The organism is Streptomyces corchorusii, from assembly GCF_001514055.1.
Taxonomy (GTDB): Bacteria; Actinomycetota; Actinomycetes; order Streptomycetales; family Streptomycetaceae; genus Streptomyces; species Streptomyces olivaceoviridis.
The window spans coordinates 97,035-121,743 of sequence record NZ_KQ948367.1; the positions used below are offsets into that span (position 1 = coordinate 97,035).

General features: G+C 72.5%; 26 protein-coding genes and 1 pseudogene. 13 read left to right on the top strand and 14 right to left on the bottom strand.

Annotated elements, in window-relative coordinates; all coding sequences use genetic code 11:
- Positions 1-135 precede the first annotated feature (135 nt).
- A complete protein-coding gene (locus tag AQJ11_RS35055) occupies positions 136-663 on the top strand; it encodes a YbhB/YbcL family Raf kinase inhibitor-like protein (protein ID WP_059265940.1) in 528 nt (175 codons plus the stop codon).
- Between the two features lie 429 nt (positions 664-1,092).
- Here AQJ11_RS35055 and AQJ11_RS35060 read toward each other — a convergent pair whose 3' ends face one another.
- From AQJ11_RS35060 to AQJ11_RS35075, 4 genes are all read right to left on the bottom strand, one after another.
- Positions 1,093-2,382, bottom strand: a complete 1,290-nt coding sequence (locus tag AQJ11_RS35060; RefSeq protein ID WP_244218510.1) for an MFS transporter — start codon at positions 2,380-2,382, stop codon at positions 1,093-1,095.
- A 68-nt stretch (positions 2,383-2,450) separates the two neighbouring features.
- Positions 2,451-3,062: a flavodoxin family protein gene (locus tag AQJ11_RS35065; protein WP_059265941.1), complete on the bottom strand. Its 612-nt coding sequence runs from the start codon at positions 3,060-3,062 to the stop codon at positions 2,451-2,453.
- A gap of 176 nt (positions 3,063-3,238) precedes the next feature.
- Positions 3,239-4,108: an aldo/keto reductase gene (locus AQJ11_RS35070; RefSeq protein WP_058084984.1), complete on the bottom strand. Its 870-nt coding sequence runs from the start codon at positions 4,106-4,108 to the stop codon at positions 3,239-3,241.
- 825 nt (positions 4,109-4,933) lie between these two features.
- Positions 4,934-5,965, bottom strand: coding sequence for a zinc-binding alcohol dehydrogenase family protein (locus AQJ11_RS35075; RefSeq protein WP_014669478.1), 1,032 nt, complete (start codon positions 5,963-5,965; stop codon positions 4,934-4,936).
- Between the two features lie 138 nt (positions 5,966-6,103).
- Between AQJ11_RS35075 and AQJ11_RS35080 the strand changes: the two genes are divergently transcribed.
- The 4 genes and pseudogenes from AQJ11_RS35080 to AQJ11_RS35090 all read left to right on the top strand — a co-directional run bounded on the left by AQJ11_RS35080 (position 6,104) and on the right by AQJ11_RS35090 (position 10,604).
- Positions 6,104-6,460, top strand: a complete 357-nt coding sequence (locus AQJ11_RS35080; RefSeq protein WP_014669479.1) for a winged helix-turn-helix transcriptional regulator — start codon at positions 6,104-6,106, stop codon at positions 6,458-6,460.
- Positions 6,461-6,576: 116 nt separating this feature from the next.
- Positions 6,577-6,690 (top strand): annotated as a pseudogene (locus AQJ11_RS48640) (leucine zipper domain-containing protein); the annotation flags it as partial.
- Between the two features lie 226 nt (positions 6,691-6,916).
- On the top strand, positions 6,917-7,750 hold the full coding sequence (locus AQJ11_RS35085) for an alpha/beta fold hydrolase (RefSeq protein WP_014669480.1): 834 nt from the start codon (positions 6,917-6,919) through the stop codon (positions 7,748-7,750).
- A gap of 130 nt (positions 7,751-7,880) precedes the next feature.
- Positions 7,881-10,604 (top strand): AAA family ATPase, encoded by a 2,724-nt coding sequence (locus tag AQJ11_RS35090; RefSeq protein WP_059266006.1) that lies wholly within the window; start codon positions 7,881-7,883, stop codon positions 10,602-10,604.
- An 86-nt stretch (positions 10,605-10,690) separates the two neighbouring features.
- Here the strand turns inward: AQJ11_RS35090 and AQJ11_RS35095 are convergent, their stop codons facing one another.
- The 4 genes from AQJ11_RS35095 to AQJ11_RS35110 form a co-directional block, all read right to left on the bottom strand.
- Positions 10,691-11,311, bottom strand: coding sequence for a CGNR zinc finger domain-containing protein (locus tag AQJ11_RS35095; protein ID WP_014669482.1), 621 nt, complete (start codon positions 11,309-11,311; stop codon positions 10,691-10,693).
- Between the two features lie 121 nt (positions 11,312-11,432).
- Positions 11,433-12,335, bottom strand: a complete 903-nt coding sequence (locus tag AQJ11_RS35100) for an alpha/beta hydrolase (RefSeq protein ID WP_059266007.1) — start codon at positions 12,333-12,335, stop codon at positions 11,433-11,435.
- A gap of 41 nt (positions 12,336-12,376) precedes the next feature.
- A complete protein-coding gene (locus AQJ11_RS35105; protein WP_058084988.1) occupies positions 12,377-13,087 on the bottom strand; it encodes a flavin reductase family protein in 711 nt (236 codons plus the stop codon).
- 18 nt (positions 13,088-13,105) lie between these two features.
- Positions 13,106-13,951, bottom strand: a complete 846-nt coding sequence (locus AQJ11_RS35110; RefSeq protein ID WP_014669485.1) for an MBL fold metallo-hydrolase — start codon at positions 13,949-13,951, stop codon at positions 13,106-13,108.
- 177 nt (positions 13,952-14,128) lie between these two features.
- Between AQJ11_RS35110 and AQJ11_RS35115 the strand changes: the two genes are divergently transcribed.
- Entirely contained in the window at positions 14,129-14,593 is a 465-nt protein-coding gene (locus tag AQJ11_RS35115; protein ID WP_014669486.1) for a nuclear transport factor 2-like protein, read from the top strand.
- Between the two features lie 304 nt (positions 14,594-14,897).
- On the opposite strand, the gene AQJ11_RS35120 is transcribed toward AQJ11_RS35115, so the two are convergent.
- Genes AQJ11_RS35120 through AQJ11_RS35130 form a run of 3 tightly spaced genes read right to left on the bottom strand, consistent with a single transcriptional unit; the run spans position 14,898 to position 16,716 of the window.
- Positions 14,898-15,266, bottom strand: coding sequence for a nuclear transport factor 2 family protein (locus tag AQJ11_RS35120; RefSeq protein ID WP_058084990.1), 369 nt, complete (start codon positions 15,264-15,266; stop codon positions 14,898-14,900).
- A 32-nt stretch (positions 15,267-15,298) separates the two neighbouring features.
- Positions 15,299-16,228, bottom strand: a complete 930-nt coding sequence (locus tag AQJ11_RS35125) for an NADP-dependent oxidoreductase (RefSeq protein WP_058084991.1) — start codon at positions 16,226-16,228, stop codon at positions 15,299-15,301.
- Positions 16,229-16,245: 17 nt separating this feature from the next.
- Positions 16,246-16,716 carry a MarR family winged helix-turn-helix transcriptional regulator gene (locus AQJ11_RS35130; protein WP_014669489.1) on the bottom strand — a complete coding sequence of 157 codons (471 nt, stop codon included), beginning with the start codon at positions 16,714-16,716 and terminating at the stop codon, positions 16,246-16,248.
- A 157-nt stretch (positions 16,717-16,873) separates the two neighbouring features.
- On the opposite strand from AQJ11_RS35130, the gene AQJ11_RS35135 reads away from it, so the two are divergent.
- The 6 genes from AQJ11_RS35135 to AQJ11_RS35160 all read left to right on the top strand — a co-directional run bounded on the left by AQJ11_RS35135 (position 16,874) and on the right by AQJ11_RS35160 (position 22,973).
- Positions 16,874-18,082 (top strand): MFS transporter, encoded by a 1,209-nt coding sequence (locus tag AQJ11_RS35135; protein ID WP_059265942.1) that lies wholly within the window; start codon positions 16,874-16,876, stop codon positions 18,080-18,082.
- A 188-nt stretch (positions 18,083-18,270) separates the two neighbouring features.
- Entirely contained in the window at positions 18,271-18,693 is a 423-nt protein-coding gene (locus AQJ11_RS35140; RefSeq protein ID WP_059265943.1) for a GlcG/HbpS family heme-binding protein, read from the top strand.
- 196 nt (positions 18,694-18,889) lie between these two features.
- On the top strand, positions 18,890-19,717 hold the full coding sequence (locus tag AQJ11_RS35145; RefSeq protein ID WP_059265944.1) for an aldo/keto reductase: 828 nt from the start codon (positions 18,890-18,892) through the stop codon (positions 19,715-19,717).
- A 174-nt stretch (positions 19,718-19,891) separates the two neighbouring features.
- Complete coding sequence (locus tag AQJ11_RS35150; protein ID WP_059265945.1) at positions 19,892-20,929, top strand: LLM class oxidoreductase; 1,038 nt, start codon at positions 19,892-19,894, stop codon at positions 20,927-20,929.
- 121 nt (positions 20,930-21,050) lie between these two features.
- On the top strand, positions 21,051-21,479 hold the full coding sequence (locus AQJ11_RS35155; RefSeq protein ID WP_058084996.1) for a universal stress protein: 429 nt from the start codon (positions 21,051-21,053) through the stop codon (positions 21,477-21,479).
- Between the two features lie 312 nt (positions 21,480-21,791).
- Complete coding sequence (locus AQJ11_RS35160; RefSeq protein ID WP_059265946.1) at positions 21,792-22,973, top strand: adenosylhomocysteinase; 1,182 nt, start codon at positions 21,792-21,794, stop codon at positions 22,971-22,973.
- 48 nt (positions 22,974-23,021) lie between these two features.
- Here the strand turns inward: AQJ11_RS35160 and AQJ11_RS35165 are convergent, their stop codons facing one another.
- Positions 23,022-23,402, bottom strand: coding sequence for a hypothetical protein (locus tag AQJ11_RS35165; RefSeq protein WP_059265947.1), 381 nt, complete (start codon positions 23,400-23,402; stop codon positions 23,022-23,024).
- A gap of 17 nt (positions 23,403-23,419) precedes the next feature.
- Between AQJ11_RS35165 and AQJ11_RS35170 the strand changes: the two genes are divergently transcribed.
- Positions 23,420-23,956, top strand: a complete 537-nt coding sequence (locus AQJ11_RS35170) for a GNAT family N-acetyltransferase (protein ID WP_059265948.1) — start codon at positions 23,420-23,422, stop codon at positions 23,954-23,956.
- A 78-nt stretch (positions 23,957-24,034) separates the two neighbouring features.
- Here AQJ11_RS35170 and AQJ11_RS35175 read toward each other — a convergent pair whose 3' ends face one another.
- Complete coding sequence (locus AQJ11_RS35175) at positions 24,035-24,331, bottom strand: hypothetical protein (protein WP_014669499.1); 297 nt, start codon at positions 24,329-24,331, stop codon at positions 24,035-24,037.
- Positions 24,295-24,696: an E3 binding domain-containing protein gene (locus tag AQJ11_RS35180; protein WP_107120921.1), complete on the bottom strand. Its 402-nt coding sequence runs from the start codon at positions 24,694-24,696 to the stop codon at positions 24,295-24,297. The genes AQJ11_RS35175 and AQJ11_RS35180 overlap by 37 nt, the downstream gene beginning before the upstream one ends.
- Positions 24,697-24,709 lie beyond the last annotated feature (13 nt).

Here is a 24,709-nt window from a genome sequence, read left to right on the forward strand (position 1 = left end):
GACGGATCACCGCTCCCGGTCCGCTCACGACGATGGAGGTCAGTCGCGGCGACCGCGACACACGTCCGACGCCGGCCGGCCGGGCCGGAGCGCGTGCCCACCCTCCGGGTCACCGCGCACACCGAGAGGAATCGCATGTCCACCCCGTACGACCTCATCGCGGAAGTTCCCTCCTTCACGCTCACCAGTACCGACTTCACCGACGGCGGAAGGCTCGCGCTTCCTCAGGCGAGCGGTGTCTTCGGCGCCGGCGGCACCGACACCTCGCCCCAGCTGAGCTGGTCGGGCTTCCCCGAGGAGACCCGGAGTTTCGCCGTCACCGTCTACGACCCCAGCGCCCCGACCGGCAGCGGTTTCTGGCACTGGGCCGTCGCCGACATCCCGGCCACGGTCGGCGAACTGCCCGCCGGGGCCGGCGACGAGTCGGGCGCCGGGCTGCCGGAGAAGGCCTGGCAGCTCGCCAACGACGCCGGCCTGAAGCGGTACGTGGGAGCCGCCCCGCCCGCCGGCAGCGGCGAACACACCTACTACATCGCCGTACACGCCGTGGACGTGGAGACCCTGGGCCTCGACCACGGCGTTCCGCCGGCGTTCCTCGGCTTCAACCTCTCGGGCCACACGCTGGCCCGGGCGGTCGTCACCGCCCGCTTCTCCGTCGACTGAAGTCCCTCCCAGGCCGACGGGAGCACCGACACCTCACCGGCCGCGACGCTTCCCGTCGCGGCCGGTGAGGTGTCCGCCGAGCCCGTGACCGCCGCCGAGGCACCATGACGCGGACCCCGTGGCCCGGGTCCGCCCTTCGGCGCGCCCCACCCGCCCGGCCCGGTCGGTGAACGGGCGCCACGGGAGGGGGCATCCGGCGCGCCCAGCGCGTCACGGTGCTTGGTGGCCGGAGCCGTCGGCGGTCGTCGGCGCGGCGCGTCGGGTGGCGCCCTCCAGCAGGTCGAGCGGGACGATGGCCACGCCGGCCGGTGAGCCGGTCAGCCGTGCTCCGGCCCGTCGTGCGTTCCCTCGACCGTGGGCCCGGTGGCGGTCGGAGCCCTTGCCGGCGGCCCTGCGTACGCCCGCCGCCCGCGCACGTGTCGGACACGCTCACACGTGCCCGCGGCCTGTCAGACCCCCTGGGCGAGCCGCGCGCGGTCGTCGGCGTGACCGCAGGGCCAGCGAGAGCATCGCGCTCGCGGCGAGAAGGGCCACGACCAGGCCGTAGACGGCGACGGTGGCGGTCAGCGGTACGAAGTCGCTGGCGATGCCCGCTACGAGGACCGGCGCGCCGTACGCCGTGTAGGCGACGAGGTAGACCGCGGCGAAGAGGCCGCCCCGGCTCGCGTTGTCCGCGAGCGGGCCCAGTATGCGCAGCGAGGAGCCGAACGCCGCACCCTGCCCGGAGCCGCCCAGCAGCGCGCCGACCACGACGAGCGGCAGCCTGGCGGTCACGACGCCGGTGACCGTCAGGACGGCGCCGGCGAACACCAGGAGCGCGCCGATGCGAGTGGCCCGCCCGGCGGACAGCCGGCCGAAGCCGATGCCCGCCACCGCCGCCGCCATCGGCTGGACGGCGACGATCGCACCGTTCACCGCCGCGTCGCGGATGCCGAAGACCGACGCGTCGAAGGACGGCGCCAGGCCGAGGAAGAGGCCGGAGAACATCCAGCCGGCGGCGACCAGGGGGGCCAGGGACCAGAACCATCCGCGGGCCGTCCGGGCGACGCTCAGCCTCGGGCGCAGCGAGGCCAGCACACCGGGGTGCCGGTCCGCCGTCTCCGGGGCGGCCAGCACGGAGGCGATGCCGTAGAGGAGGACCACCGTCAGGCCGAGGAACACGACGGCCGTCGGGTGGGTGCTGTACTGGACGGCGACGCCCGCGAAGAGGGCTCCGAGGGCCAGTCCGCCCACCGGCGCGGCGCTGGTCAGCACCGTCATGACCGGCCGGTGCCGCGGGGCGGCGAGCTCGATGATCGCCGCCGTGAACGTACTGGTGGCCGCTCCCGTGGCCATGCCCTGCACGGCCCGCGCGGCGATGATCCAGCCGATGCCGTCGGCGGCCAGGAACAGCGCGCTGGTGACCAGCAACAGGAGCATGGCGCCGACCAGCACCGGCCGGCGGCCGATGTGGTCCGATACGGAACCGGCCACGAGCAGGGTGGCCAGCAGCGTCACCGCGTACACGGTGAACGCCGTGGTGAGCTGCCAGGCGGGAAAGCCCCACTCGCGCTGGTAGAGCACGAAGAGCGGGCTGCCGGCGCCGGCTCCGAAGGCGACGGCGATCGAGGCGATCACCACGCCGGCGGTGGCCAGCGGCCGGCCGCGCCCGGAGGGCGGAGCCGGGTCCGAGGAGGACGCCGGGGTCTGGTGTGAGGAAGGGACTGAAGACAGCTTCACGGCGTCTCCTCGGGCCGCTCGTTCCGGACGGGTCGGGCGGGTGCCGACCCGCGAGGTCACACCGGCGCTCAGACCGCGGCGGCGAGCGCCCGGCGTCCGGCGCTGATCACAGCCGCCTGCCGGGCCACGCGCGCGCCCAGGTGCTCGGCCGTGGCGATGTCCGCGCCGTGGACGGTGTCCGTCCCGCCGTCCATCGGCGTCTGCGCGCCCGCTCCGCTCCAGAAGCCGAGGCGGTTCAGGTCGTGTTCGGAGGCGCTGGTGGAGTTCCAGCCCGGAGCAAGGCCCAGGCTGACCCAGAGCATCCGGTGCTGGGCGGCGAAGGCGGCGAAGAACGCGAGGGTGTTGTTCTTGTCGCCGCTCTTGGAGGCCGAGTTGGTGAATCCCGCCGCCAGCTTGTCCGCCCACCGCCCCTCGGCCCAGCGGCCACTGGTCGCTTCGGCGAAGGCGTGGAAGCCGGCCGAGGCGCCGCCCATGTAGGTGGGCGATCCGAAGACGATCGCGTCGGCGTGGTCCAGCCCCTGCCACTGTTCGTCGGACACGGCGGTCACGTCCACGAAGACCACGTCGGCGCCGGCCTGCTCGGCCCCGCGGCGGACCGCTTCGGCGAGCACGGCCGTGTGTCCGTAGCCGGAGTGGTAGGCGACGGCGACGGACGGGCGGGCGGAGGACGATTCGGACATGGAAGCTCCTGTGCAAGTGAGTGCTCGGGGGAGAGGGAGGCCGCGTGCCTCCCACCCCTGGGAAGGGCGTCACGTCGTTCGACGGTGACGCGTCGTGAGGAACCGGCCGGTCGGCCTGTTCGCATGGCGAAGCCGCGCGGCGCGGTTCCGCGGGCGCCGGCTTCGGGTGGGGGCTCTCAGCCCCGGGCGAACGGGTTGCCCAGGGCCTCGTAGTCGGCCTGCGTCAGCTTCAGCGCGGCAGCCGCCACGTTCTCCTCCAGGTGCTCGACCGACGACGTGCCGGGGATCGGCAGGACGACGGGCGAGCGGTGCAGCAGCCAGGCCAGCGCCACCTGGGAGGGTGAGGCACCCAGCCGGGCGGCGACACGGGCGAGCGGACCGCCCGGCCGGGCGAGCTGCCCGGTGGCCAGCGGGAACCACGGCAGGAACGCGATGCCGTTCGCCTCGGCGTACTCCAGGACGGCCTCGGAGTCGCGCTGGGCGAGGTTGTACAGGTTCTGCACGGAGGCGACGGGCACGATGGCGCGGGCCCGCTCCAGTTCCTCGACGCCGACCTCGGAGAGCCCGACATGGGCGATCTTGCCCTCGTCGCGCAGTTCCCTCAGGGTCCCGATCTGGTCCTCGAAGGGCACCGAGGGGTCGACGCGGTGAAGCTGGAACAGCGGAATGCGCTCCAGACCCAGCCTGCGCAGGCTGGACTCCGCCTGCCGGCGCAGGTGGTCGGGCCGGCCGTTCATCCGCCACTCGCCGGGGCCGGGCCGGGTGAACCCGGCCTTGGTGGCGATGACCAGGTTCTCCGGGTACGGGTGCAGCGCCTCGCGCAGGAGCTCCTCGGCCGTCTCGGGTCCGTAGGAGTCGGCGGTGTCGAACAGGGTCACGCCCAGCTCCACGGCGCGGCGCAGGACACGCACACCCCTGTCCGGGTCGGGGAAGGGGCCCCACACTCCGGGACCCGTCAACTGCATGGTCCCGTAACCGAGTCGGTTGACCACGAACTCACCGCCGAGGGCGAACGACCCGGATGACTCCGCTGAGATGGTGTCCATGTCCCGCTGCCTTTCTCGTCCGGGCCGCCCGCGATCGGGGCGGCCCCCGGCACCCTGGAGGCGCCGCGTTGTCTGTATGTGTGGCGTCACCGCGCCGGCGACGGAACCCGCGGCGGCGCGTGCGCGGCCGGCGTCCCACCGGCGATCACGACGCCGGGTCGCGCCTGCGGAGCAGCCCGGAGCGGTCCACGCGCGGCGTCCGGTCGGCGCCGGGGGTGGCGACGCTGCCGTGGAAGTGCCGTCCGGTCGGCGGAACGCGTCGCCGTCCCGCTGTCCTCGGTGCGTACCTCGGTGTGACGGTCACCGCCGTCCGCGTCGGTGACCCGGGTGGGGGCGGTCCGGTACGTCACTGGGGCCATCACGTCTCCTTGGCGGACCGTGACGGTGGCGGGGACTGGATGGGTGCGCCGACGGGTCACGGGCTCGTCCGAGCGGTCCGCCGGTCGCGTGGCCGACCCGGTGGTCGGGCCTCTCGCTGCCGGCCCGACCAGCATGGCCGCCGTTTGTGGAGACTTAGTGGGGTCCGTTCGGACCCCGCTGCCCGGCCGTGCGTGCCGGCCGCGGCGCCCGTCCCCCGTCGTGGGCCGGGCGCGTCGCACCGCCGTCTGGCGGCGCCTGCGCACCGGTCGGCTACCGCCACACGCCCACTGCGCCGGGACGACGCCCGACCGCTGCGGCGCCGGGACGACGCCCGACCGCTGCGGCGCCGGGACGACGCCCGGCCGCTGTGCCGCTGGGGACGGCGCCCGCCGGCCGCTCTGCCGGACGACCCCGTTGCCGTTCCGCCCAGACGGAGCCCGGTGGGCCGGCCGTGCGGGATCGTGCTCAGAAGCCGGTCATCGTGATCTTGCCGATGGCCTTGCCCGATTCCAGGACGCGGTGCGCCTCGCGCAGGTGCTCGGCGTTGATCGTGCCGAGGTCGGTGGTGGCGGTGGTGGTGAGGATTCCCGCGTCGACCAGGCGGGCGACCTGGTCGAGGATGTGCCGCTGCACCGCCTGGTCGGGCGTCTGGTGGAGCGAGCGGGTGAACATGAACTCCCAGTGGAACGAAATGCTCTTGGACTTGAGCACGCCGATCTCGACGGGGCCGAAGTCGTCGATGGCGACGAGCCGTCCGAGCGGCTTGAGGATGTCCGCGTAGGCGGCGAGGTTCCGGTCCGTGCCGGCGGTGCTGAAGACGAAGTCCACCCCGCCCGGTGCCACCTCGGCCACCTGCGGGGGCAGGGGCCTGCGGTGATCGACGACATGGGACACCCCCATGCGGCGGGCGAACTCGGCGGTCTCCGGGCGGGAGGCGGTACCGATCACCGTCAGGCTGGTCAGGGCGCGCGCCAGCTGGGCCACCATGGCACCGACACCGCCCGCGGCGGCGGTGACCAGCAGGGTGCCGGTCTTCTCCAGGGCGCCCTCGCGCAGGCCGAGGTGCTCGAAGAGGCCCTCCCACGCGGTGAGCGACGTCAGCGGCAGGGCCGCCGCCTCGGCGAAGGAGAGGGTGGCCGGCTTGTGGCCGACGATGCGCTCGTCCACGGTGTGGAAGAGGGCGTTGGCACCGGGCCGGTCGATGGCTCCGGCGTAGAAGACCTCGTCGCCGACCTCGAACGCCTCCACCTCGTCGCCGACGGCGACGACCGTACCCGCGGCGTCCCACCCGAGGACCTTGGGCTCGCCGCCCGGGTCGTTGTTCTGCCGCACCTTGTAGTCCACCGGGTTGACCGCGACGGCCTCCACCCGTACGAGCAGGTCGCGGGAGCCGGGCCGCGGCACCGGCAGCGTGACGTCGACCAGGCTCTCCGTGTCGTCCACGGGAAGGCTCTTGCGGTAGGCGACCGCCGGCATGGTGGTGGGGATCTCACTCATCTCTCGCTCCTGTTGGTGCCGTAGGGGCTGGCTGCGGCGATAACGTAGCCCGGGGGAGGTAGTAACTTTCAACGGAACCTACTTCCCTTTGGGAAGTGACCTGGTAGAGGCCGATCCACGAGCGGAGGGACGCGACCGTTGGCGACGACATGCGCATCCGAACGACACGACCACCACGACGTCTACGCGGCCCAGTGCCCCTGCCGCGAGGTGCTGGACCTGCTGGCCAACAAGTGGTCGGCGCTGGCGATCGGGGCGATGGAGGAGGGACCGCAGCGCTTCGGGGCGCTACAGCGGCGCCTGGAGGGCGTCAGCCCCAAGGTGCTCACCTCCACGCTCCGCCGCCTGGAGGAGAAGGGGTTCGTGGACCGGACCATCTACCCCGCGGTGCCCCTGCACGTGGAATACGCGCTCACGGACCTGGGCCGCAGCGTGGCCCAGCCGCTCGCCCAGCTGCGGACCTGGGTGGAGGACCACGTCGACGAGATCGCCTAGGCGTGCTGTCCCGGGACGTTGGTGACATGCGTGCTGGGTGCTTGAAGAGGTGAGGGCCTTCTGGGTTCGGTGTGGATTGCGAAGTCTGCACCGACCGCCAGGAGGCCCTCGTGTCTGTCAGCCACACCACCGCCACCCGCTGGGCGAGCCGCTACCGGCAACTGGGCGCGACCGGGATGCGTGATCGCTCCAGCCGCCCCCACCACAGCCCCCGCCAGACTCCCGTCCGCCGCGCATGGCGTCGCGCGGCAGACGGGAGTTCGACGACAGGGCATAGGGGGCGGGCCCGTCCGGCGGTCCCCGCGCCTTCGGTGCGGCACGCGGGGCCCTCCCCGCCGATGCCGATGCCGATGCCGGCGCCGGGCGGCCTACGGTCAAATGCCCTATGGCGACGACGGCTCAGGGCGGCAGACTCGACGGCGTCCGTGGTCTTCGCACCCCATGATGAGGAACCCCATGTACGTCGACGCCCCCAACCAGGTGGTCGATGCGGCCAACGGCGTGCGGTACGCGTACCGCCGCTGCGGCCCCACCGGCTCCCCGCCGCTCCTGCTGCTCCAGCACTTCCGGGGCACGCTGGACAGCTGGGACCCGGCGCTCGTCGATGCCCTGGCCGCCGAACGCGACGTCATCACCTTCGACAACGCGGGAGTGGGCCTCAGCACCGGTCAGGCGTGCCGCACCGTCCGGGACCTGGCCGTGGACACGCTCGCCTTCCTGACGGCGCTCGGGCTGCCGCAGGCGGACGTGCTGGGGTATTCGATGGGCGGCTTCACCGCACAGGAGCTGGCCCTGCTCCGCCCTCGCACGGTCCGCCGCCTGGTGCTCGCCGCCACCGCCCCCAGGGGCGGCCCCGGCATCCACGGTTACCCGGACGACGTACTGGACCACGTCAGTTCCGAGCGGCTCGGCATCCAGGACTACCTCTACGTCTTCTTCCACCACACCGCGACGAGCCAGCGCGGCGGCCTGGAGTTCGTCGGCCGTTACATGGAACGCGAGCGAGGCAGGGACCTCCCGGTCACCGCGGCGGCCCGAGCGGCACAGTACGAGGCCGTGGTCGAGTGGGGCGTCCCCGACCACGCGGCCCTCCCACGGCTCGTGGCCATCGGCAACCCCGTGTTCGTGGCCGGGGGCGACAGCGACCTGGTGGTGCCGCCGGCGACGTCCCGCCTGCTGGCGGGGCTGCTGCCGGACGCCCGGCTGAAGACCTACCCGGACTCGGGTCACGGTTTCCTCTTCCAGCACCACACCGAGTTCGCGCGGGACGTGCTGGCGTTCCTGCGCTGAGCGCTCCGTCACCGGGCTCCGTGCTCGAAACCAGTCAGGTGACCGATGCGTGCGCGGCCCCCGGTTTGCGAGGATTCCCCTGCCGGCGGAGCGCACGTGGCGCGCCGGCGTTGGAGGAGTTGTGTCGCTGGTGGGTCGCACGTCCGAACTGCGTGCTCTCGAAGCGGTCCTGGACGCGGGGAAGGCCGAGGGCGAGGCGCTGCTGCTGCTGGGCGACCCGGGGGTCGGGAAGACCGTGCTGCTGGACGCCGTGGCGACCGCCGCACGGGCCAACGGAGCGCACGTGCTGCGGGTGGTCGGTGTGGAGGCGGAAGAGGACCTCGCCTTCTCCGCCCTGCACCAGCTCCTGTACCCGCTGCTGGACCAGTTGCCCGGCATCCCCGCCTTCCAGGCCGGAGTGCTGGAACAGGCGCTGTCCATCCGCCAGGGCTCCGCACCCGGCCGCTTCGCGATCTCCGCGGCGGCCCTGGCTCTGTTGCAGGCGGCGGCCGGAAGAGAGCCCCTGTGCGTCGTGGTGGACGACGTCCACTGGATCGACCGGTCCAGCGCCGAGGTCCTGATGTTCGTGGCCCGCCGACTGGGCGGCTGCCGGGTCGCGTTCGTCATGGCGGCCCGCAGTGGGTGGAGCGGCTTCGTCGACCCCACCGGGCTGCCTGTGCTCGCCGTGCCCCCGCTCAAGCCCCAGGACGCGCGGATGTTGCTCGAACGGAGCCATCCCGGCCTCGCGGAGTCCGCCCGGCAGCGGATCCTCGACGAGGCCGAGGGAAACCCGCTGGCGCTGATAGAGCTGCCGGAACAACTCAAGCCGGCACAACGCCAGGGCCGTGAGCCGCTCCCGGCCAACCTTCCGCTCAGCTCACGCCTGGAGAGCGTGTTCGCCGACCGGGTGCTGCTCCTCACCCCGGCCACGCGCTTCTTCCTGCTGCTGGTCGCGCTGGACGGGCAGCGCAGGGGCAATGTGCGGCAGATCCGGGCGGCGCTGCGCGCCGCCGGCGAACCGTGGGACGACACCCTCCTTGAGGACGGCGAGCGCAGCGGACTGCTGCGGATCGACCACATGGAGGACCGTGTGTCCTTCCGCCACCCCATGGCACGGTCCTGCCTGGTGCACATGTCGCCGAGCGGGCGGCGCAAGGCCGCGCACCGGGCCCTGGCCGCGGTCATGGACGACACGTCCGAACGTCGTGCCTGGCACCTGGCCCACGCCGCGGAGGGCCCCGACGAAGCGGTCGCGCTGGAGCTCACCCGGGCCGCCCAGCGGGCTCTGGCCCGCGGCGGTGCCACCGAGGCCGCGGCGGCCTTCCGCCGGGCGGCCGAGCTCAGCCCCGACGGGAAGGCTCGGGCCCGGCGGCTGGACGAAGCGGCGTTCGCCGCCGGCGTCAGCGGTCAGCTGGCGACGGCCAGCGAACTGGTCACCGCCGGGTCGGCGGAAACCCTGCGAGGCGCGGCTGCCGCCGCCTACGTGCTGTTCCACCGGGACGGCGACGTCGACGCGGTGTTCCACACGTTGCTGCCCGCGCTGAACGAGGCGCCCTACAGCACCCGTCCCGACGATCTGGCCGCCTACGACGACGCCTTCTACGTACTGCTCAACTCGGCCGTGTGGGCGAACCGTCCGGACCTGTGGCCCCCCGTGGAGCGGGTGCTTGACCGGGTGTCAGACATCGCGCGCATGTGTTTCGACTGCGTCGCCGATCCGGCACGCACGGCGCATGACGTGCGGGAACGGCTCGACCGTGCGACGGCCGCGCTGTCACCGCACACACCGTTCTGGCGGGTCAACTGGCTGATCTACACCGCTCTGTACCTCGACGCCTTCAGCTACTACGACAACGTGTGGCGGGACTTCGTGGGCCAGGCGGCCTACGACAGCCAGCGGTTCGTGCTGCTCGCCCGCGCCCACGACGCGTTCATGAGGGGTGACTGGGACACCACCCTGGTCATCGCCACCGAGGGAACCGGCGATGCCGCGGAGCACGAATACAACTTCACCCACATGATGTTCACCTACGGACTGGCCTCCGTGGCCGCCGGACGGGGTGACGAGGAGGCGCTGCGCAGGCACGGCGACGCCATCACCGCGTGGGCGGGGCCGAGAAGGGTCCGGCTGCTGCTGGCGGCGGTCGCCGAAACCCGCGTCACCACCGCCATGGGCCGCGGCGACTTCGAAGAGGCCTACCAGCAGGCGGTGTCGCTGACCCCGCCCGGTCAGCTCCCCGCCTACTACCCGCACGTGCAGCGGGTCTTCCTCGACCTGGTGGAGTCGGCGGTGCGCACCGGGCGGACCGCCGACGCGCGGGCCCACGTCGAGGCAGGCCGGCAAGCCCGTCTCGGTGCCATATCGCCGCACCACGAGATCATCCTCGCGGTGGCCGCCGCGGTCGCCGCGGCGGACGAGGACGCCGGAGAGCTCTACGAGGCCGCGCTCGCCGTACCGGACGCGTCCCTGTGGGCCTATGAGTACGCACGGCTCCGTCTCCTCTACGGCGAATGGTTGCGCCGGCGCCGGGACTACACCGCTTCCCGCGTCCACCTCGGCGTGGCCCTGGACCTGTTCGAGCACCGTCTCAAGGCGCCGTTGTGGGCGAAGCGGGCGCGCGAAGAGCTGCGCGCCGCCGGCGTCGGTGTCCCGGTACCGGAGGGCGGGGCGGCCGTGCCGATGAGCGCGCAGGAACGCCGGATCGCCGAACTGGCGGCCGGCGGGCTGTCGAACAAGGAGATCGGACGCAGGCTCAACATCTCCCCGCGCACGGCCGGGGCCCACCTGTACCGGGTCTTCCCGAAACTCGGCATCACCTCCCGCGCGGCGCTGCGTGACGCCCTGGCCGCACTCGACCAACGGCAAGCGCGGTGACCGCCCGGCGACGGGCGGCGCGCAGGAGGCCGGGCCCGGTTCGGCTCCGGGCGGCGGGACCGGGCGCGCCGGGCGGTCCGACGGCGTCAGGTCCGGTCGGCGCCGGTGGTGCTCGCCCGTGCCCGGAAGGCGCGCAGGTTCGCCGCGTTGCCGCAGGTGCGCACGTCGTGCCAGACCCCGCTGTTGTTGCGGGAACGGTCGTAGAAGGCGACGGAGCACCGCGGGTTGCGGCACAGCTTCAGGCGCCGTCGCTCCCCGTCCGACTGGGCCTGCCACAGGGCCAGGAGCAGCATCGCGACGAGATATCCGGAGCCTCCGCCGCGCGGTGCGGCGGTGACCGTTCCGTCGGCGGCGAACTCCAGCGCGACAGTCGCCGTCTCCAGCACCGGGACAGGGGAGTCCTCACCGGGCCGCTCCGTGCTCCCGCCCGGCGGCGTCATGCTGTCGCGCACCGCCCGCCGCACATCGCGCAGCCGGACGACGTCCTCTTCCTCCAGGCGCACCTCGGGGACCGCTCGGCCCGTGGTGGCCGTCCAGGCGTCCCGGGCCGCGTCCAGCCAGCCCTGGGCGAGGGACACGTCCGCCAGCAGGTCGGCCTCGCGCGGGCGGCCGGCGGACACGGTGTTCAGCAGGTCCTGGACCAGGGCCAGGGCACCGGGAGCCGACGCGAGGCCGTACCGCTCGGTCGCCTGCCAGATGGCTTCCATGGGAATCAACCGTCTCCTCGCACCGCGGGTGACGGCCGGCCGTCACCCGCACCCCTCTTCCGGGAAATCCGCCCAGACTGTACCGGCTCGCCGACAGCCGTCGCAGCCGGCTTCCCGGTCCTCACGGGACGTGCTTGAGATGTGTCTCGAACCAGTCCGCGGCGGCGCCGCCCGCGAGGTCGAACCCTCTGGTGTAGGCGTCGAAGTGACCACCCGGGACGAGGACGAGCCGCTTGGGTTCCAGCGCGCGTTCGTAGGCCGCGAGCGCCTGGTCGGTGAGCGTCACGGTGTCCTTCCCGGCCACGACCATGAGGAGGGGCGTGGGCGACACCCGGGGCGCCCAGACACCGGGTTCGTACATGCGCGCCGCCCGGTTGGAGCGCACGGTGATCTCGTTGCGCCACACGTTCCCGGGCCGTTCCGCCAGGTAGAAGCCGACGGCGTCCGGCATGTGGTACGAGGCGGGCTCGTCCGGGTCGTCGCTCACGATCTTCTGCCGCCGCGGCGCGTCCCCCCTCGCCTGCGCGCGCTCGTCCTCGGCGAAGACCTCCTCCACGGCCGCGACCTCGTCAGGAGGGACGCGGCGCAGTCCCTGCTCGTAACCGCTGATGGTCGGAACCTGCGCCACCACCGCCCTGAGCCTCCGGTCGGTGGCGCCGAGCACCAGCGCGTGGCCGCCGGCGTAACTGGTCCCCCACAGGCCGATGCGCTCGCCGTCCACTTCGGGCTGGGCCTCCAGGAAGCTGATGACCCGGCGCCAGTCGGCGATCTGCCGCCACGGGTCGACGTCGTGCCGCGGCTCTCCGCCGCTCCGGCCGAAGCCGCGGTGGTCGTGGAGCAGGACGGCGAACCCGCGGGCCGCGAAGAGCTCGGCGAAGGGGCGCAGGCCCTGTTCGAAGGTGCCCCCGAAGCCGTGCGCCATCGTGACCGCCGGGTGCGGCCCCTCGCCCTCGGGCACGTACAGGACGCCGTCCAGCGAGATCCCGCCCTCGGCGGGGACGGACACGGTCCGCTGCCGGGGCATGTCGTCTCCGTTCCGTTCGTCTTCCGCCGGCGACACCGCACTCATTCGGCAACCGCTCCCGAAGGCGACCAGCCGGCGCTCTCCACGGCCGAGTACTCTTCGCCCCTGCCGTCGATCCGCCTCATCCGGCGCCCCGACCGCTCCCTCAGGACCTCCTCGGCCAGCGGGGGGACGAAGGCGTTGTCCACCACGGTGTACTCGGCCGCCAGACGCCCGACGGGCGCGAGGGCGCCGAAGTCGATGCGTCCGTTGACGTGGATGTCGTCACGCACGTGGAAGTTCACCACCTCGCCCCACACCACGTGGTCGAGGCCGTCGGGCGAGGAGAAGATCCGGTCGACCGTGCATTCGAGGGCGATGGGCGCGCCCTTGACACGTGGCGGAGCGACGAGCGCGGACGGCTCCTTCTCCACGTCCACCGCGTCGAACTCGTCCACGTCCGGCTCGAACTCGGCAGCGCTGCGGTGCATGGGCAGGACCTGCGGCAGTGTCGCGAGGTTCGTGACGAATTCCCCCGTGTCACGGATGTTGCGGAAGCTGTCCTTGAGCGTCACGCCGTCGGACTTGGACTGCAGGGACAGGGAGACCTTGGGCGGCTTGCGGCCGACGCAGGTGAAGAACGAGACGGGCGCCAGGTTGCCCACCCCATCCGCCGACAGCGTGCTGATCCATGCGATGGGCCGGGGAATGATGCTGCCGATCAGCAGCTTGTACGCCGACTTCGCGTCCAGCGTGCGGGAGTCGATGTCCATGGATGCGTCCTCTCCGGCTCAGGAACCGAGCAGTCCCAGGGCTCCGTACCAGACCGGGCCTGGGTTGAGGCGGTCCGGGTGCAGCCGCAGCATCTCCTCGTAGAAGTCACGGGCGTCCGGCTTCTGCTCCAGGAGCCGGACGACATCGCGCAGGTACGACCGGGTGCTCGCGATCGCGGCCGGGTCGTCGGGCAGTTCCGCGTTCTTGTGGCCGGCGACCACATGTGCGGGCGCGAGCCCTTCGATGGTGTCCAGTGCCGACAGCCAGGACCGCAGTCCGCCGTCCGCGCCTTCGAGGACGTACTGGTGCACGCCGTTGTACACGGCGTCGCCCGCCACCACCAGGCCGATCGAGGGCACGTGCAGCACGGACGTCGCGTCCGTGTCCGTGTGACCCACGTCGATGACGCGCAGCTCCTCCCCCTCCAGCAGCAACCCCTCCTCGGGGACGGGCTCGGCCAGCACCGGCGACGGCGGGATCATGCCGGGGAAGTCGAGGTCCCACATCCGCGCCCGCCCCTGGACGGCCTGCTGGTGCATGACCTCGATCGTTCCCGGCGTCGCGTGGACCCGCGCCCCGGGGAAGCCGGGGAGCAGCGCCGCGGTGCCGAACCAGTGATCGCCGTGGCCGTGGGTGGAGAAGACGTACCGCACGCGCTTGCCCGAGGCGGCCACCCAGTCGCGCACCTGCGCGATCTGGAAGTCCAGGAACGGCGGATCGATCAGCACGGCCTCCTCCTCGCCGTACACGAGGACGGTGGACACCGGGGAGGACACGATCGGCTCCCCCGTCGGCAGGGTCTTCGCCCCGGCCCGCGGTGCGCCCGGCGTGACCAGCACCTCGTAGTGCAGACGTGAACTCATGGCGCGTACGTCCTCTCGTCGGACCGCGGAAGAACTCGGTCGTAATAACCGTAGACCCTTTGACTCTTTCTCGCTATCGCCTTCGGCCATGACAACTGGCAGGATCACCAGACGAGAAACGGGTTCGGCTCTGTCCGTCGACAGGGGTGGGCAAGCCCGAGGTCAGGAGGCTGGGAGATGAGTGGCACGGCTGGGGCGCGGAACGCGATCACGGCACCCGGAGTGGAGGGCGGCTCGTGGACACGGGCGTTCGCCGCCCAGGAGGAGGACGGCTTCGCCGAGGCCTTCGCCGCCGACGTCCTGCTGGAAGCGTCCGTACTGCGCCGGCCGGTCCGGGGACGGGAGAAGGTCGCTCTGGTCATGGCGACCGCGAGCAAGGTGTACGAGTCCCTCGTCTTCACCCACGAGACACGCGACGGCGACCGCACCTACCTGGAGTGGGAGGCAACGGCCTTCGGCGGCACCGAGCTGCTGGGCTCCACCATCCTCGTGCGCGACGGCGCGGGCAGGATCACCCGCGCCGTCATCCAGCACCGGCCGCTGACCGGGCTGCTGACCTTCTCCGCCGAGCTCGGACGCCTGCTGAAGGGCAGGATCGAGGATGGTGTGTTCCACCAGCCCGTGCCTGACGCGGGGAGGTGAGCGCGTCGCGCAGGGCCGCCCGGGAGCTGATGCCGAGTCCGGGGACCTTCATCTCCTGCGCGGTCGCCCCGTGGCCCGGCGCCGTCGGCGGCCGGTTCTCCCGTGACGCCGGCGCAGAGGTAGGCGGGCCGTGGACTGAGGTGTGCGGCACGGACGAGAGCGGCGACCGCGCCGGGGACCACGTGACCGACGGTTCCCCGGCATCCACCGGCCGGCCGGCTCTTTCGCTGACGGCATCACCATGTCCGTACGGCCCGTCCGTGGTGCCGCCGGACCGCTGGTCAGTAACCGGCTCCCGGGCCGTTCAGCGATCAGCGAGCAGCGTGTAGCGGACGGTCTGCGCCTGGATGAGCCCGTCGCGGAAGACGAAGGTGTCGACGCCGTCTTCCACGCGGCGCCCGGCCGGGCTGGCCGCGGACCATTCGAGGAACAGTACGTCGCCCGCGAACTGCGGCTTCAGGTCCCAGTCGGCATCCGGGAGATCGGCCAGCAGCTTGCCGATCGCCTCTTTGACCCCTTCGCGGCCGTGCAGGGTGCCGGACGGTGTGATGAACACGGCGTCCTCGGCGTAATTGGCGGCGACGCGGTCGAGATCTCCCGACCCCAGACGCGCACCGTGGTCGGCGAACACCTCCTGCGGACGACGGTGATCCGATGGGGTGGGTGTGGTCATGACGTGCTCCTTCGCACAGGGGCCGGGGCCGTTCAGCGCCCGGGGACCGACAGGACGAGCTTTCCCCTGGTGTGACCGCCCTGGCTGATGCGCCACGCTTCCGCGGCCTCGTGGAGGGGCAGTACGCGGTCGAGATGGACGGTCAGCCGGCCGTCGTCGGCCAGGGCGGCCAGGGCGGTGAGATCGGCCCGGTCCGGCCGCACCCATACGTAGTGCCCGCCCTTGGCGGCGGCTTCCGGGTCGACGACGGAGGCCAGCCGTCCGGGGTCGTCGAGCAGGTCGAGCGAGACGTCCACCGCGTCGTGCCCGGCGAAGTCCACGGCGGCGTCCACCCCTTGGGGGGCCAGCTCACGGACACGCTCACGCAGGCCGTCCCCGTAGGCCACGGGGACGGCGCCCAGGGAACGGAGGAAATCGTGGTTGCGCTCGCTCGCCGTCGCGATGACCCGCGCCCCGAGGGCGGTGGCGATCTGGACTCCGAACGAGCCGACACCCCCGGCCGCGCCGTGAACCAGCACCGTCTCGCCCGGCTGGAGGCCGGTGCGCCGAACGGCCTGGTAGGCGGTGAGCCCCGCGAGGGGGACGCCCGCGGCCTCCTCCCAGGTGAGCGCGGCGGGCTTGGGGGCCAGCAGGCGCACGTGCGCGGAGACCAGCTCGGCATAGGCGCCGAACTGGGCCCAGTCCTTGCGGATGTAGCCGTAGACCTCGTCGCCGGGGGCGAACTCGGTGACGTCGAATCCCACTCGCTCGACGACGCCGGCCACGTCCCAGCCGGGAATCAGCGGGAATCCGGTCTCCATGACGGCGTCGAGCCGCCCTTCGGCGAGCTTCCAGTCGACCGGGTTGACCCCGGCGGCCTTCACACGGACGAGGACTTCGCCGGGTGCCACTTTCGGGTCCGGCAGCTCTGTCCATTCGAGGTCTTCGGTACGACCGTACCGGCGCAGTGCCATGGCTTTCATGGGCGGACGTGCTCCTTTCAGGCGGCGACCGCGATCGGGGTGGGCGACGACTGCAACGCCCGGACCAGCGGTTCGAGCCTGTCGTCCTGAGCTGCTTCGGCGAGCGCCGCCCGCAGGGCGGTGTCGTGAGTGGGGCGCGCTGCCTCAAGCAGTTCCGTACCGGCGTCGGTGACGTTGGTGTAGATCCCGCGGCGGTCGGTGGGGCACAGGTAGCGGGACAGCAGTCCGCGGTCCTCCAGGCGGGTGACCAGGCGCGTGGTGGCGCTCTGGCTGAGGACGACGGCGTCGGCGACCTGTTTCATCTGCAAGTGCCCTCCGTCTCCGTCGTGCTGCCGGCTGAGCACGTCGAGCAGCGCGTACTCGCGGGCGCTCAGACCGTGACCGGTTTCCAGGGCGCGTTCGAGGTGTGTCTCGATCTTGCCGTGCAGCAGGGAGAGGGCGCACCAGCCCTGAGCCAGGACGGAGAGCGCTGGGGCGGTGGCGGTCACAAGAGCCTCCTTCGGCGGCGGGCCAGTCGTGGGCCAGCATACTTGCGTACAACTTCTATTGCAAGCACCGGCACACCGCGCTTGCGCATATGCAGCGTCTGCAACTATTGTGGTCGCACGTAAGCGTTCCATGCAATCGCTCGGAAGGTCTCTCCCCATGCCTCTCGCGCTCCTGGCCCTGGCCATCGGGGCCTTCGGGATCGGCACCACCGAATTCGTGATCATGGGCGTGCTGCCCCAGGTCGCGGACGACTTCGGTGTCAGCATCCCCACCGCCGGCTGGCTGGTGTCCGGCTACGCGCTCGGCGTCGTCATCGGTGCCCCGCTGCTCACCGTGCTCGGCACCAGGGTGTCCCGCAAGAAGATGCTCATGTTCCTCATGGGCCTGTTCATCGTGGGCAATGCCCTCTCGGCCGCCGCCCCGAGCTTCGGCCTCATGCTCATCGGCCGGGTCATCGCCTCCCTCGCGCACGGCGCGTTCTTCGGCATCGGCTCCGTGGTCGCCGCCGACCTGGTCGCCCCCGAGAAGAAGGCCTCCGCCATCTCCCTGATGTTCATGGGCCTGACCATCGCCAACATCGTCGGCGTCCCCGGCGGCACCTACATCGGACAGGTCGCCGGCTGGCGCCTCACCTTCACCCTCGTCGCCGCCCTCGGCGCCGTCGGACTCCTCGGCGTCGCCAAGCTCGTCCCCGAGCAGGGCAAGCCCAGGGCCGGGAACGTCCGTGCCGAATTCGCCGCCTTCAGGAACGTCCAGGTCTGGCTCGCCATGGCGATGACCGTCCTCGGCTACGGCGGTGTCTTCGCGGCCATCACCTACATCACTCCGATGATGACCCAGGTGGCGGGCTACACAGAGGGCGCCGTGACCTGGCTGCTCGTCCTGTTCGGCGTCGGCATGTTCCTCGGCAACCTGCTCGGCGGCAAGTTCGCCGACCGGGCCCTGATGCCGATGCTCTTCACCACCCTGGCGGCCCTGGCCGCGGTACTGCTGCTGTTCACCGCGACCGCCCACAACAAGGTCCTCGCCGCCATCACGCTCACCCTGATCGGCGCGCTCGGCTTCGCCACGGTGCCCCCGTTGCAGAAGTGGGTCCTCGACCAGGCCTCGGCCGCCCCGACCCTGGCCTCGGCCGCCAACATCGGCGCCTTCAACCTCGGCAACGCGCTGGCCGCCTGGCTCGGCGGTGTGGTGATCGCGGCCGGCCTCGGCTACACCTCGCCGAACTGGGTCGGCGCCCTGCTCTCCGGCACAGCCCTGCTGCTGTCCTTCCTCGCGGCGTTCCTCGACCGCCGTACACGCCGGGCCTCCGACAGCGCCCCGCACCCGCAGGCTCAGCGGACCAGCACCCCGATCGGCCACTGACGCCCCGGCCACTGGCCCCAGCCCCCCGGCACTGACTCCCCACCCACCCGGCCACTGCCCCCCGGCCACTGATTCCCCCAGCCGGCCACTGACCCCCCACCCGGCCACCGCGCCCCACCCACCCGGCCACCGCGCCCCCCACCCGGCCGGACCGGACCCGACACCCCGAACGAAGCGAGCACCACACCATGAGCACCCCCGCCACCGTCGCCCCCCTGACCACCCAGGACGCGGAGGCCCTGATCACCGCCGTCCGCCGTGCCGCGGGGGCGGCCGGGGTCACCGTCAGCGTCACCGTGCTCGACGCCGGCGGTCACCTCATCGCCTTCCGCCGCGACGACCGCGCCGTGCTGATCTCCGGGGAGACCAGCACCCGCAAGGCGTACACCGCGCTCCAGCTCAACGCCCCGACCGCCGACCTCGTCGACCTCGTCAAGCCCGGCGGCCCGTTCCACACCCTGCCCACCGCCCTCGACCGGCCACTGCTGTTCATCGCCGGCGGCCTGCCCGTCCACCGCGACGGCCGCCTCATCGGTGCGATCGGTGTCGGCGGCGGCACCCCCGAGCAGGACCACGGGTTCGCCGCCACGGCACTCGGCACCCTCGCCTGAGGACATCCCTCGCCCGAGGACACCCCTCGCCCGAGGACACCCCTCGCCCGAGGACATCCCGGCCGGCAGTGCCGACCCGGCGCCCGACCACCGGCACGGATCGGCCGGGCCCGCACCACGGCAGGTCAGGGCGGACTCCGACCGCACCGGAGGGGCCCTGCCGGCACCACCCGTCACCACGCAAGGAACTCCCCGCATGACCACCCCCGTCCCCACCGTCACGCTCCACAACGGCGTCGAGATCCCCCAGCTCGGCTTCGGCGTCTTCCAGGTCCCCGACGCCGAGACGGCCGCGGCCGTCTCGGCCGCTCTGGAGGCCGGCTACCGCTCCATCGACACCGCCGCCATCTACGGCAACGAATCCGGGGTCGGCAAGGCCCTCGCCGGCTCCGGCATCCCCCGCGGCGACCTGTTCGTCACGACCAAGCTGTGGAACGCCGACCAGGGGTACGACGCCACGCTCAAGGCCTTCGACGCCGGCCTGGAGAGGCTGGGACTGGACTACGTGGACCTCTACCTGATCCACTGGCCGACCCCGGCCCGTGACCTGTACCGGGAGTCATGGAAGGCCATCGAGAAGCTGGCCGCCGACGGACGGATCAGGGCCGCGGGCGTCTCCAACTTCCAGCCGGCGCACCTGGAGCGGCTGCTGGACGGCGCCGACCTGGTGCCGGTGGTCAACCAGATCGAGCTGCACCCCGGCCTCCAGCAGAGCGAGCTGCGCGCCCTGCACGCCGACCTCGGTATCGCCACCGAGGCGTGGAGTCCGCTGGCGCAGGGTGCCGTCCTCGGTGACGAGGCGATCACCGCCATCGCCGCGCGGCACGGCAAGTCGCCCGCACAGGTCGTCCTGCGCTGGCACCTCCAGCTCGGCACCATCGCCATCCCCAAGTCCGTGACGCCCGCCCGCATGCGTGAGAACCTCGACGTCTTCGACTTCACGCTGTCGGACGAGGAGATGGCCGCGATCGCCGCCCTCGACCGCGGTCTGCGCACCGGTCCGCACCCGGACACCCTCCACTAGGGCCTCTCGTTCGGATCATGCCGGGCTGATCCGAACGAAAGACCCTGGTCCCCCTTGGCCGACCCGGGCGGAGCACTTGGCACCGTCCCGCACGGACCGTCCCGGACCGCGCCGACGCGGCGGGCGGACCCGCCCGCACATGCCGCCGTACCGACCTCGAAAGGTGTCCCTCCGATGTCCCCGACTCCCACTGCCCTGGAGCGGCTCGTGAACCCCGCGGGTCTGCCCACCCTGGGCCTTGAGCTCCCCCTCGACAACGACTGGGGCCACACGCGCCTGCGCGCCGACCGGGCCGCCGGCCGTCCCTTCGGCGTCCCCGACCTGACCCGGCACGCCGAACTGGCGCGCCTCGCCGACACCCTGGGCTTCGCGGCCCTGTGGGTGCGGGACGTGCCCCTGTACGACCCCGAGCAGTTCGGCGACGCCGGCTCCGTCTTCGAGGCCTTCACCCACCTGGGTCACCTCGCAGCCGTCACCGAGCGGGCCGTGCTCGGGACCGGCGCCATCGTGCTGCCGCTGCGGCAGCCGCTGCTCGTCGCGAAGGCGGCGGCCACCGTGGACGTCCTCTCCGGCGGCCGGTTCGTTCTCGGGCTGGCCAGCGGCGACCGGCCGGTGGAGTACCCCCTGTTCGGCGAGGACTTCGAGGCTCGCGGTGCCACGTTCCGCAAGGGCGTGGAGATCCTGCGCGAGGCCTGGGCCACCCGTGCGAGCGGGCAGGGCATCAGCCTGCCCGACATCGGACTCGGCGCCGATCGCAACCTCGATGTGCTGCCCAAGCCGACGGGCCGGACCGTTCCCCTCGCCATCGCGGGGCACGCGCAGCAGTCCGCGGAGTGGATCTCGCGCAACGCCGACGCCTCCCTCAACTACCCCCGCCCCCTGGGCGCCCTGCGGCTGAAGACCCGCGAGTGGCAGCAGCTCACCGCCGGGGCCCCCAAGCCGTACCTCACCCCGATGCAACTGGACCTCACCGAGGACCCGGCCGTCGCCGCGACGGCGATCCGGCTCGGCCTGCGCACCGGGCGCGAGGCCCTGGTCGACCACCTGCGGGAGATGGGCAGGCTCGGCGTCAACCACGTCTCCTTCAACCTGCGGCCCGGCGACCGTCCCGTCGAGGAGGTCCTCCGGGAACTCGCCGAGACGGTGCTGCCACACTTCCCCACCCCCGACGTGGCGACCGCGACCGGTGCGAACCCCGTCGCCACGCCCTGACGCCGGCCGCGCGCCGATCGTTCCCTGCCGGACTCATGCCGCTCGCGTGAGCGCCGCGGCCTCTTCTCCTCCCAGAACATCGCAACTTCCCAGAACACCTCGACTCCCGAAGGAGTGACACATGTTCAAGAACATCGTGGTCGCCGTCGATTCCAGCGCGGGCGACACGGCCGCCCTGCGCACGGCCACCCGTCTGGCGCAGCTCTCGGGCGGCGTCGTGCACGTGCTCCACATCGCCGTCACGGACATCGAGCACCAGACCGTCGTGCGCCTGGAGGACACCGGTGCGGCGCAGCAGGTCCTCGACATCGCGGTCAGGTCGGTCGCCGACGCCGGAGTCCGCTCCGAAGGACACCTCGCGGCAGGGACGGTCGGCGAGGTGCCCGGCATCATCACCGGGACGGTTCGGGACCTCGGCGCGGACCTGCTGGTGATCACCCCGCACAAGCGGAACATGTTCACCGCCTGGTTCACACCCCGGGTGAGCGACGCCGTGACACACGTCAGCGGCATCCCCGTTCTCCTGGTGCCCGACGGCGCCGACGCGTAGCGGGCCGCGGGGCGCCGGGGCACCGAGCTCGGGAGGGCTCCCTGTCGGGCACCTCTTGCCCGCATGGGGTTATGCGAATAACTTGCCCACCCGGAGGAGTAGTTTCCCCACGTCGCCCCGCACAGAGAGGAGGTCACCGATGAACACGAGTCAGGCGAGCCGCCACCTGTGGATCTTCGGTGACCACTCCTTCCGCAGCGATTTCTACGGCTGACAAGAGGCTCCGCGTCGAGGGGACAGGTGTGCCCTCGACCCGGCTCCACGGCACCAGAGGTGCCCTGTCTCCCTCCCTCTCGGCCAAGGAAGTTCGCCATGTCCCAGCTCACCCCTGCCCGCTGCCCGGTCCCGCACGACGGCACCCAGTGGGCCGCCCGCCACATGCCGATGCTGGCGGCCACGATGCGGACGCACGCGTCCGCGTTCGCCGGCCGCCGCATCGGCATCTGCCTGCACATCGAACCCAAGACCGCCGTGCTGGTCGGCTACCTCGCCCAGGCCGGCGCCGAGATCGTCCTCACCGGGTCTCCCGGCACCACGCAGGAGGACACCGCGGACGCGCTGCGCGACTACGGCGTCACCGTCGTCGGCCACCGCTCCGACGACCTCGCCCGGCACCGCGAGAACATCGCGCGCGTCCTGGACGCACAGCCCGACCTCATCCTCGACAACGGCGCCGATCTCATCGAGGGTGTCCTCGCCCGTGGCGGCCTGCCCGGACTCGTCGGCGCCACGGAGGAGACGACCACCGGGGGCCTGCGCATCCGCTCCTGGGACCGCCGGCCGGACTTCCCCGTGATCGTCATCAATGACAGCCGCCTCAAACTGCTGGTCGAGAACGAGTTCGGTGTCGGCCAGAGCGTCGTCCAGGGCTTCATGAACGCCACCAACCTCATGATCCCGGGAGCCCGTGCCACCGTCGTCGGCTACGGCCCCTGCGGACGCGGTGTCGCGGACACGCTCGCCCGCCTCGGCGCCCGCGTGACGGTCGCCGACACGGACCCCTACCGTGCGCTGGAGGCCGTGATGGCAGGCCACCGGGTCGGCGCACTCGTCGACCTGCTGCCCCGCACGCAACTGCTCTTCCTGGCCACCGGCCATCCCGGCGTCATCGGTGCCGCGGAGGTCGGGGCGCTGCGGGACGGCACCGTCGTCGCCGGGGTCGGACACATGCCCTGGGAAGTGGACGCGAACGCGCTCGCCGAACACACCGTCTCCGTACACCGCTCCGGGCCCAGCGGACAGGAGCGCGCCGTGCACCGACTGCGCGACGGCCGCGAGATCGTGATCCTCGCGGACACGAAGATGATCAACCTGACGGCGGCCAAGGGCAATCCGATCGAGGCCATGGACCTCGGTCTGACCCTCCAGGCGCGCAGCCTCGCCGCGATCGCCACCGGCCACAGCCCCTCACTCGAATCCGGCGTACAGGCGGTGCCGGCGGCCATCGACAGGCAGGTCGCCGCCGACCTGGTCGACACTCTGAGCCGTATCTGAGGTCCCGGACCCGGCCCGTGCGGGCCTGATGCGCCCGGCCGTCCCCGGTCACATCAGGCCGTCCGGCCCCGGCCCCTTCGAGGTGTACCTTTCCGACGGACCGATCGACAGGTCATCGAACAAGGCCGACGTCGCCGCGTCGGTCGGGAAGGCACGCCGATGCGTACGCTGGTCGACGAGGACGGTACGGCGCCGCGCGGCGGTTCGCCGCTGGCCGGGACTGTTCGGGACGGCCCACGGCGGACGCGGGCCGTGCTGGAGGCCGAAGTCACCACTCGTGGAGCCGAGTCGGCCGATGAGCGCGACGACCAGGGGCGGCGTCTGGCGGGCCGCGGCCGTCACCGGAGCCGGCAGATCGCGCACGCGCCGCACCGCGTCGCACCCGTCCGTGCCGGAGCCCGCTTCCGACACGGACGGCTCGTCGGACACCCCGAGGCGGTCGCGGCGTGAGCGCCCTCGCGGCCCGCGCCCTCGGCACCGGACGGCTGGACCTGCTGCCCCTGCGCGTCGAGCACGCCGAGGAGATGGCCGCGGTGCTGTCCGACCCGGCCCTGCACACCTTCATCGGCGGCACTCCGGACACCCCGGGGGCCCTGCGCTCGCGCTACCAGCGCCTCGCCGCGGGCTCTCCCGACCCCACCGTGTCCTGGCTGAACTGGGTGATCCGGCTCCGTGCGGAATCCTGTCTGACGGGCACCGTCCAGGCCACGGTCAGCCCCTCCGGCCAGGGCCCCGTCGCCGAGATCGCCTGGGTGGTGGGGACCCCGTGGCAGGGGCGGGGCATCGCCACCGAAGCGGCCCGGGAACTCGTCGACTGGCTCGGCTCGCAGCCGGTGCACACCGTCATCGCCCACATCCACCCCAAACACCGGGCATCCGCCGCCGTCGCCGCTGCCGCCGGCCTCAGCCCCACCGACGCATGGCACGACGGCGAGATCACCTGGCGGCGGAGCGTCGGACGAGTGATCCACGGGTCGCCCTGACCGCGCCCGGCGCCCGTCGTGCGCAGGGGCGGGGCCCATGGTCACCCCTCGGCGGCGCTCCCCGTGCTCAGGACTTCCTCAGGACTTCGACGAGCCCTCGCAGGCGCTGCTCGGGTCCTCCAGGTCCGAGGACGTCTCGTCCCGCGCCGCGTGGAAACCGGAGTCGCCCGGGTCCCTGAGGCTCGCGCCCATCGTCCTGGCGTCGGCGGCGAGGGCGCTGACGGCCGAGCGTACGTCCGGGTCGTCCGCGTCGGACGCGGCGCGGTCCGGGCCGGATGCCAGGTCCTGGTGGGCGTCGACGGCCGGGTCGACGGTGTCGCTGGCGACCGGGTCGGGGATCAGGTCGATGCGTCTCCGGAGCGTGCCGGTCGCCACCCGGCAGGCCGGGCCGGGGTGGGATCCGGCTCCGCCTCCTCGGTGGCCGGGTCCGAGACGTCGTGGGATTCCGCGGCAGGTGGGGCGCGGGGAGTGTACGTGGAGGCCGGCTGGGAGCCCGTGTTCGACGTGTCCTCCTTCTCGGCGACGCCGATGATCTTGAGGCCGAAGACGAGGGCGAGTACGGCGAGTACGGCGAGTACGGCGACGAACAGCCAGGCCGGCGCCTGGTGGCCCGACATGGTCCGCTCGGCGGCGTAGACGTCCCGCACGGCGATCCGCCCGCCCTTGCCGGTGCCCTTCACCGCGGCCAGGCCGACGCCCTTCAGGGCCGCGCGTTCCCGGGCGGCGAGGGTGGCGTCGATGCGGGACGTCCTC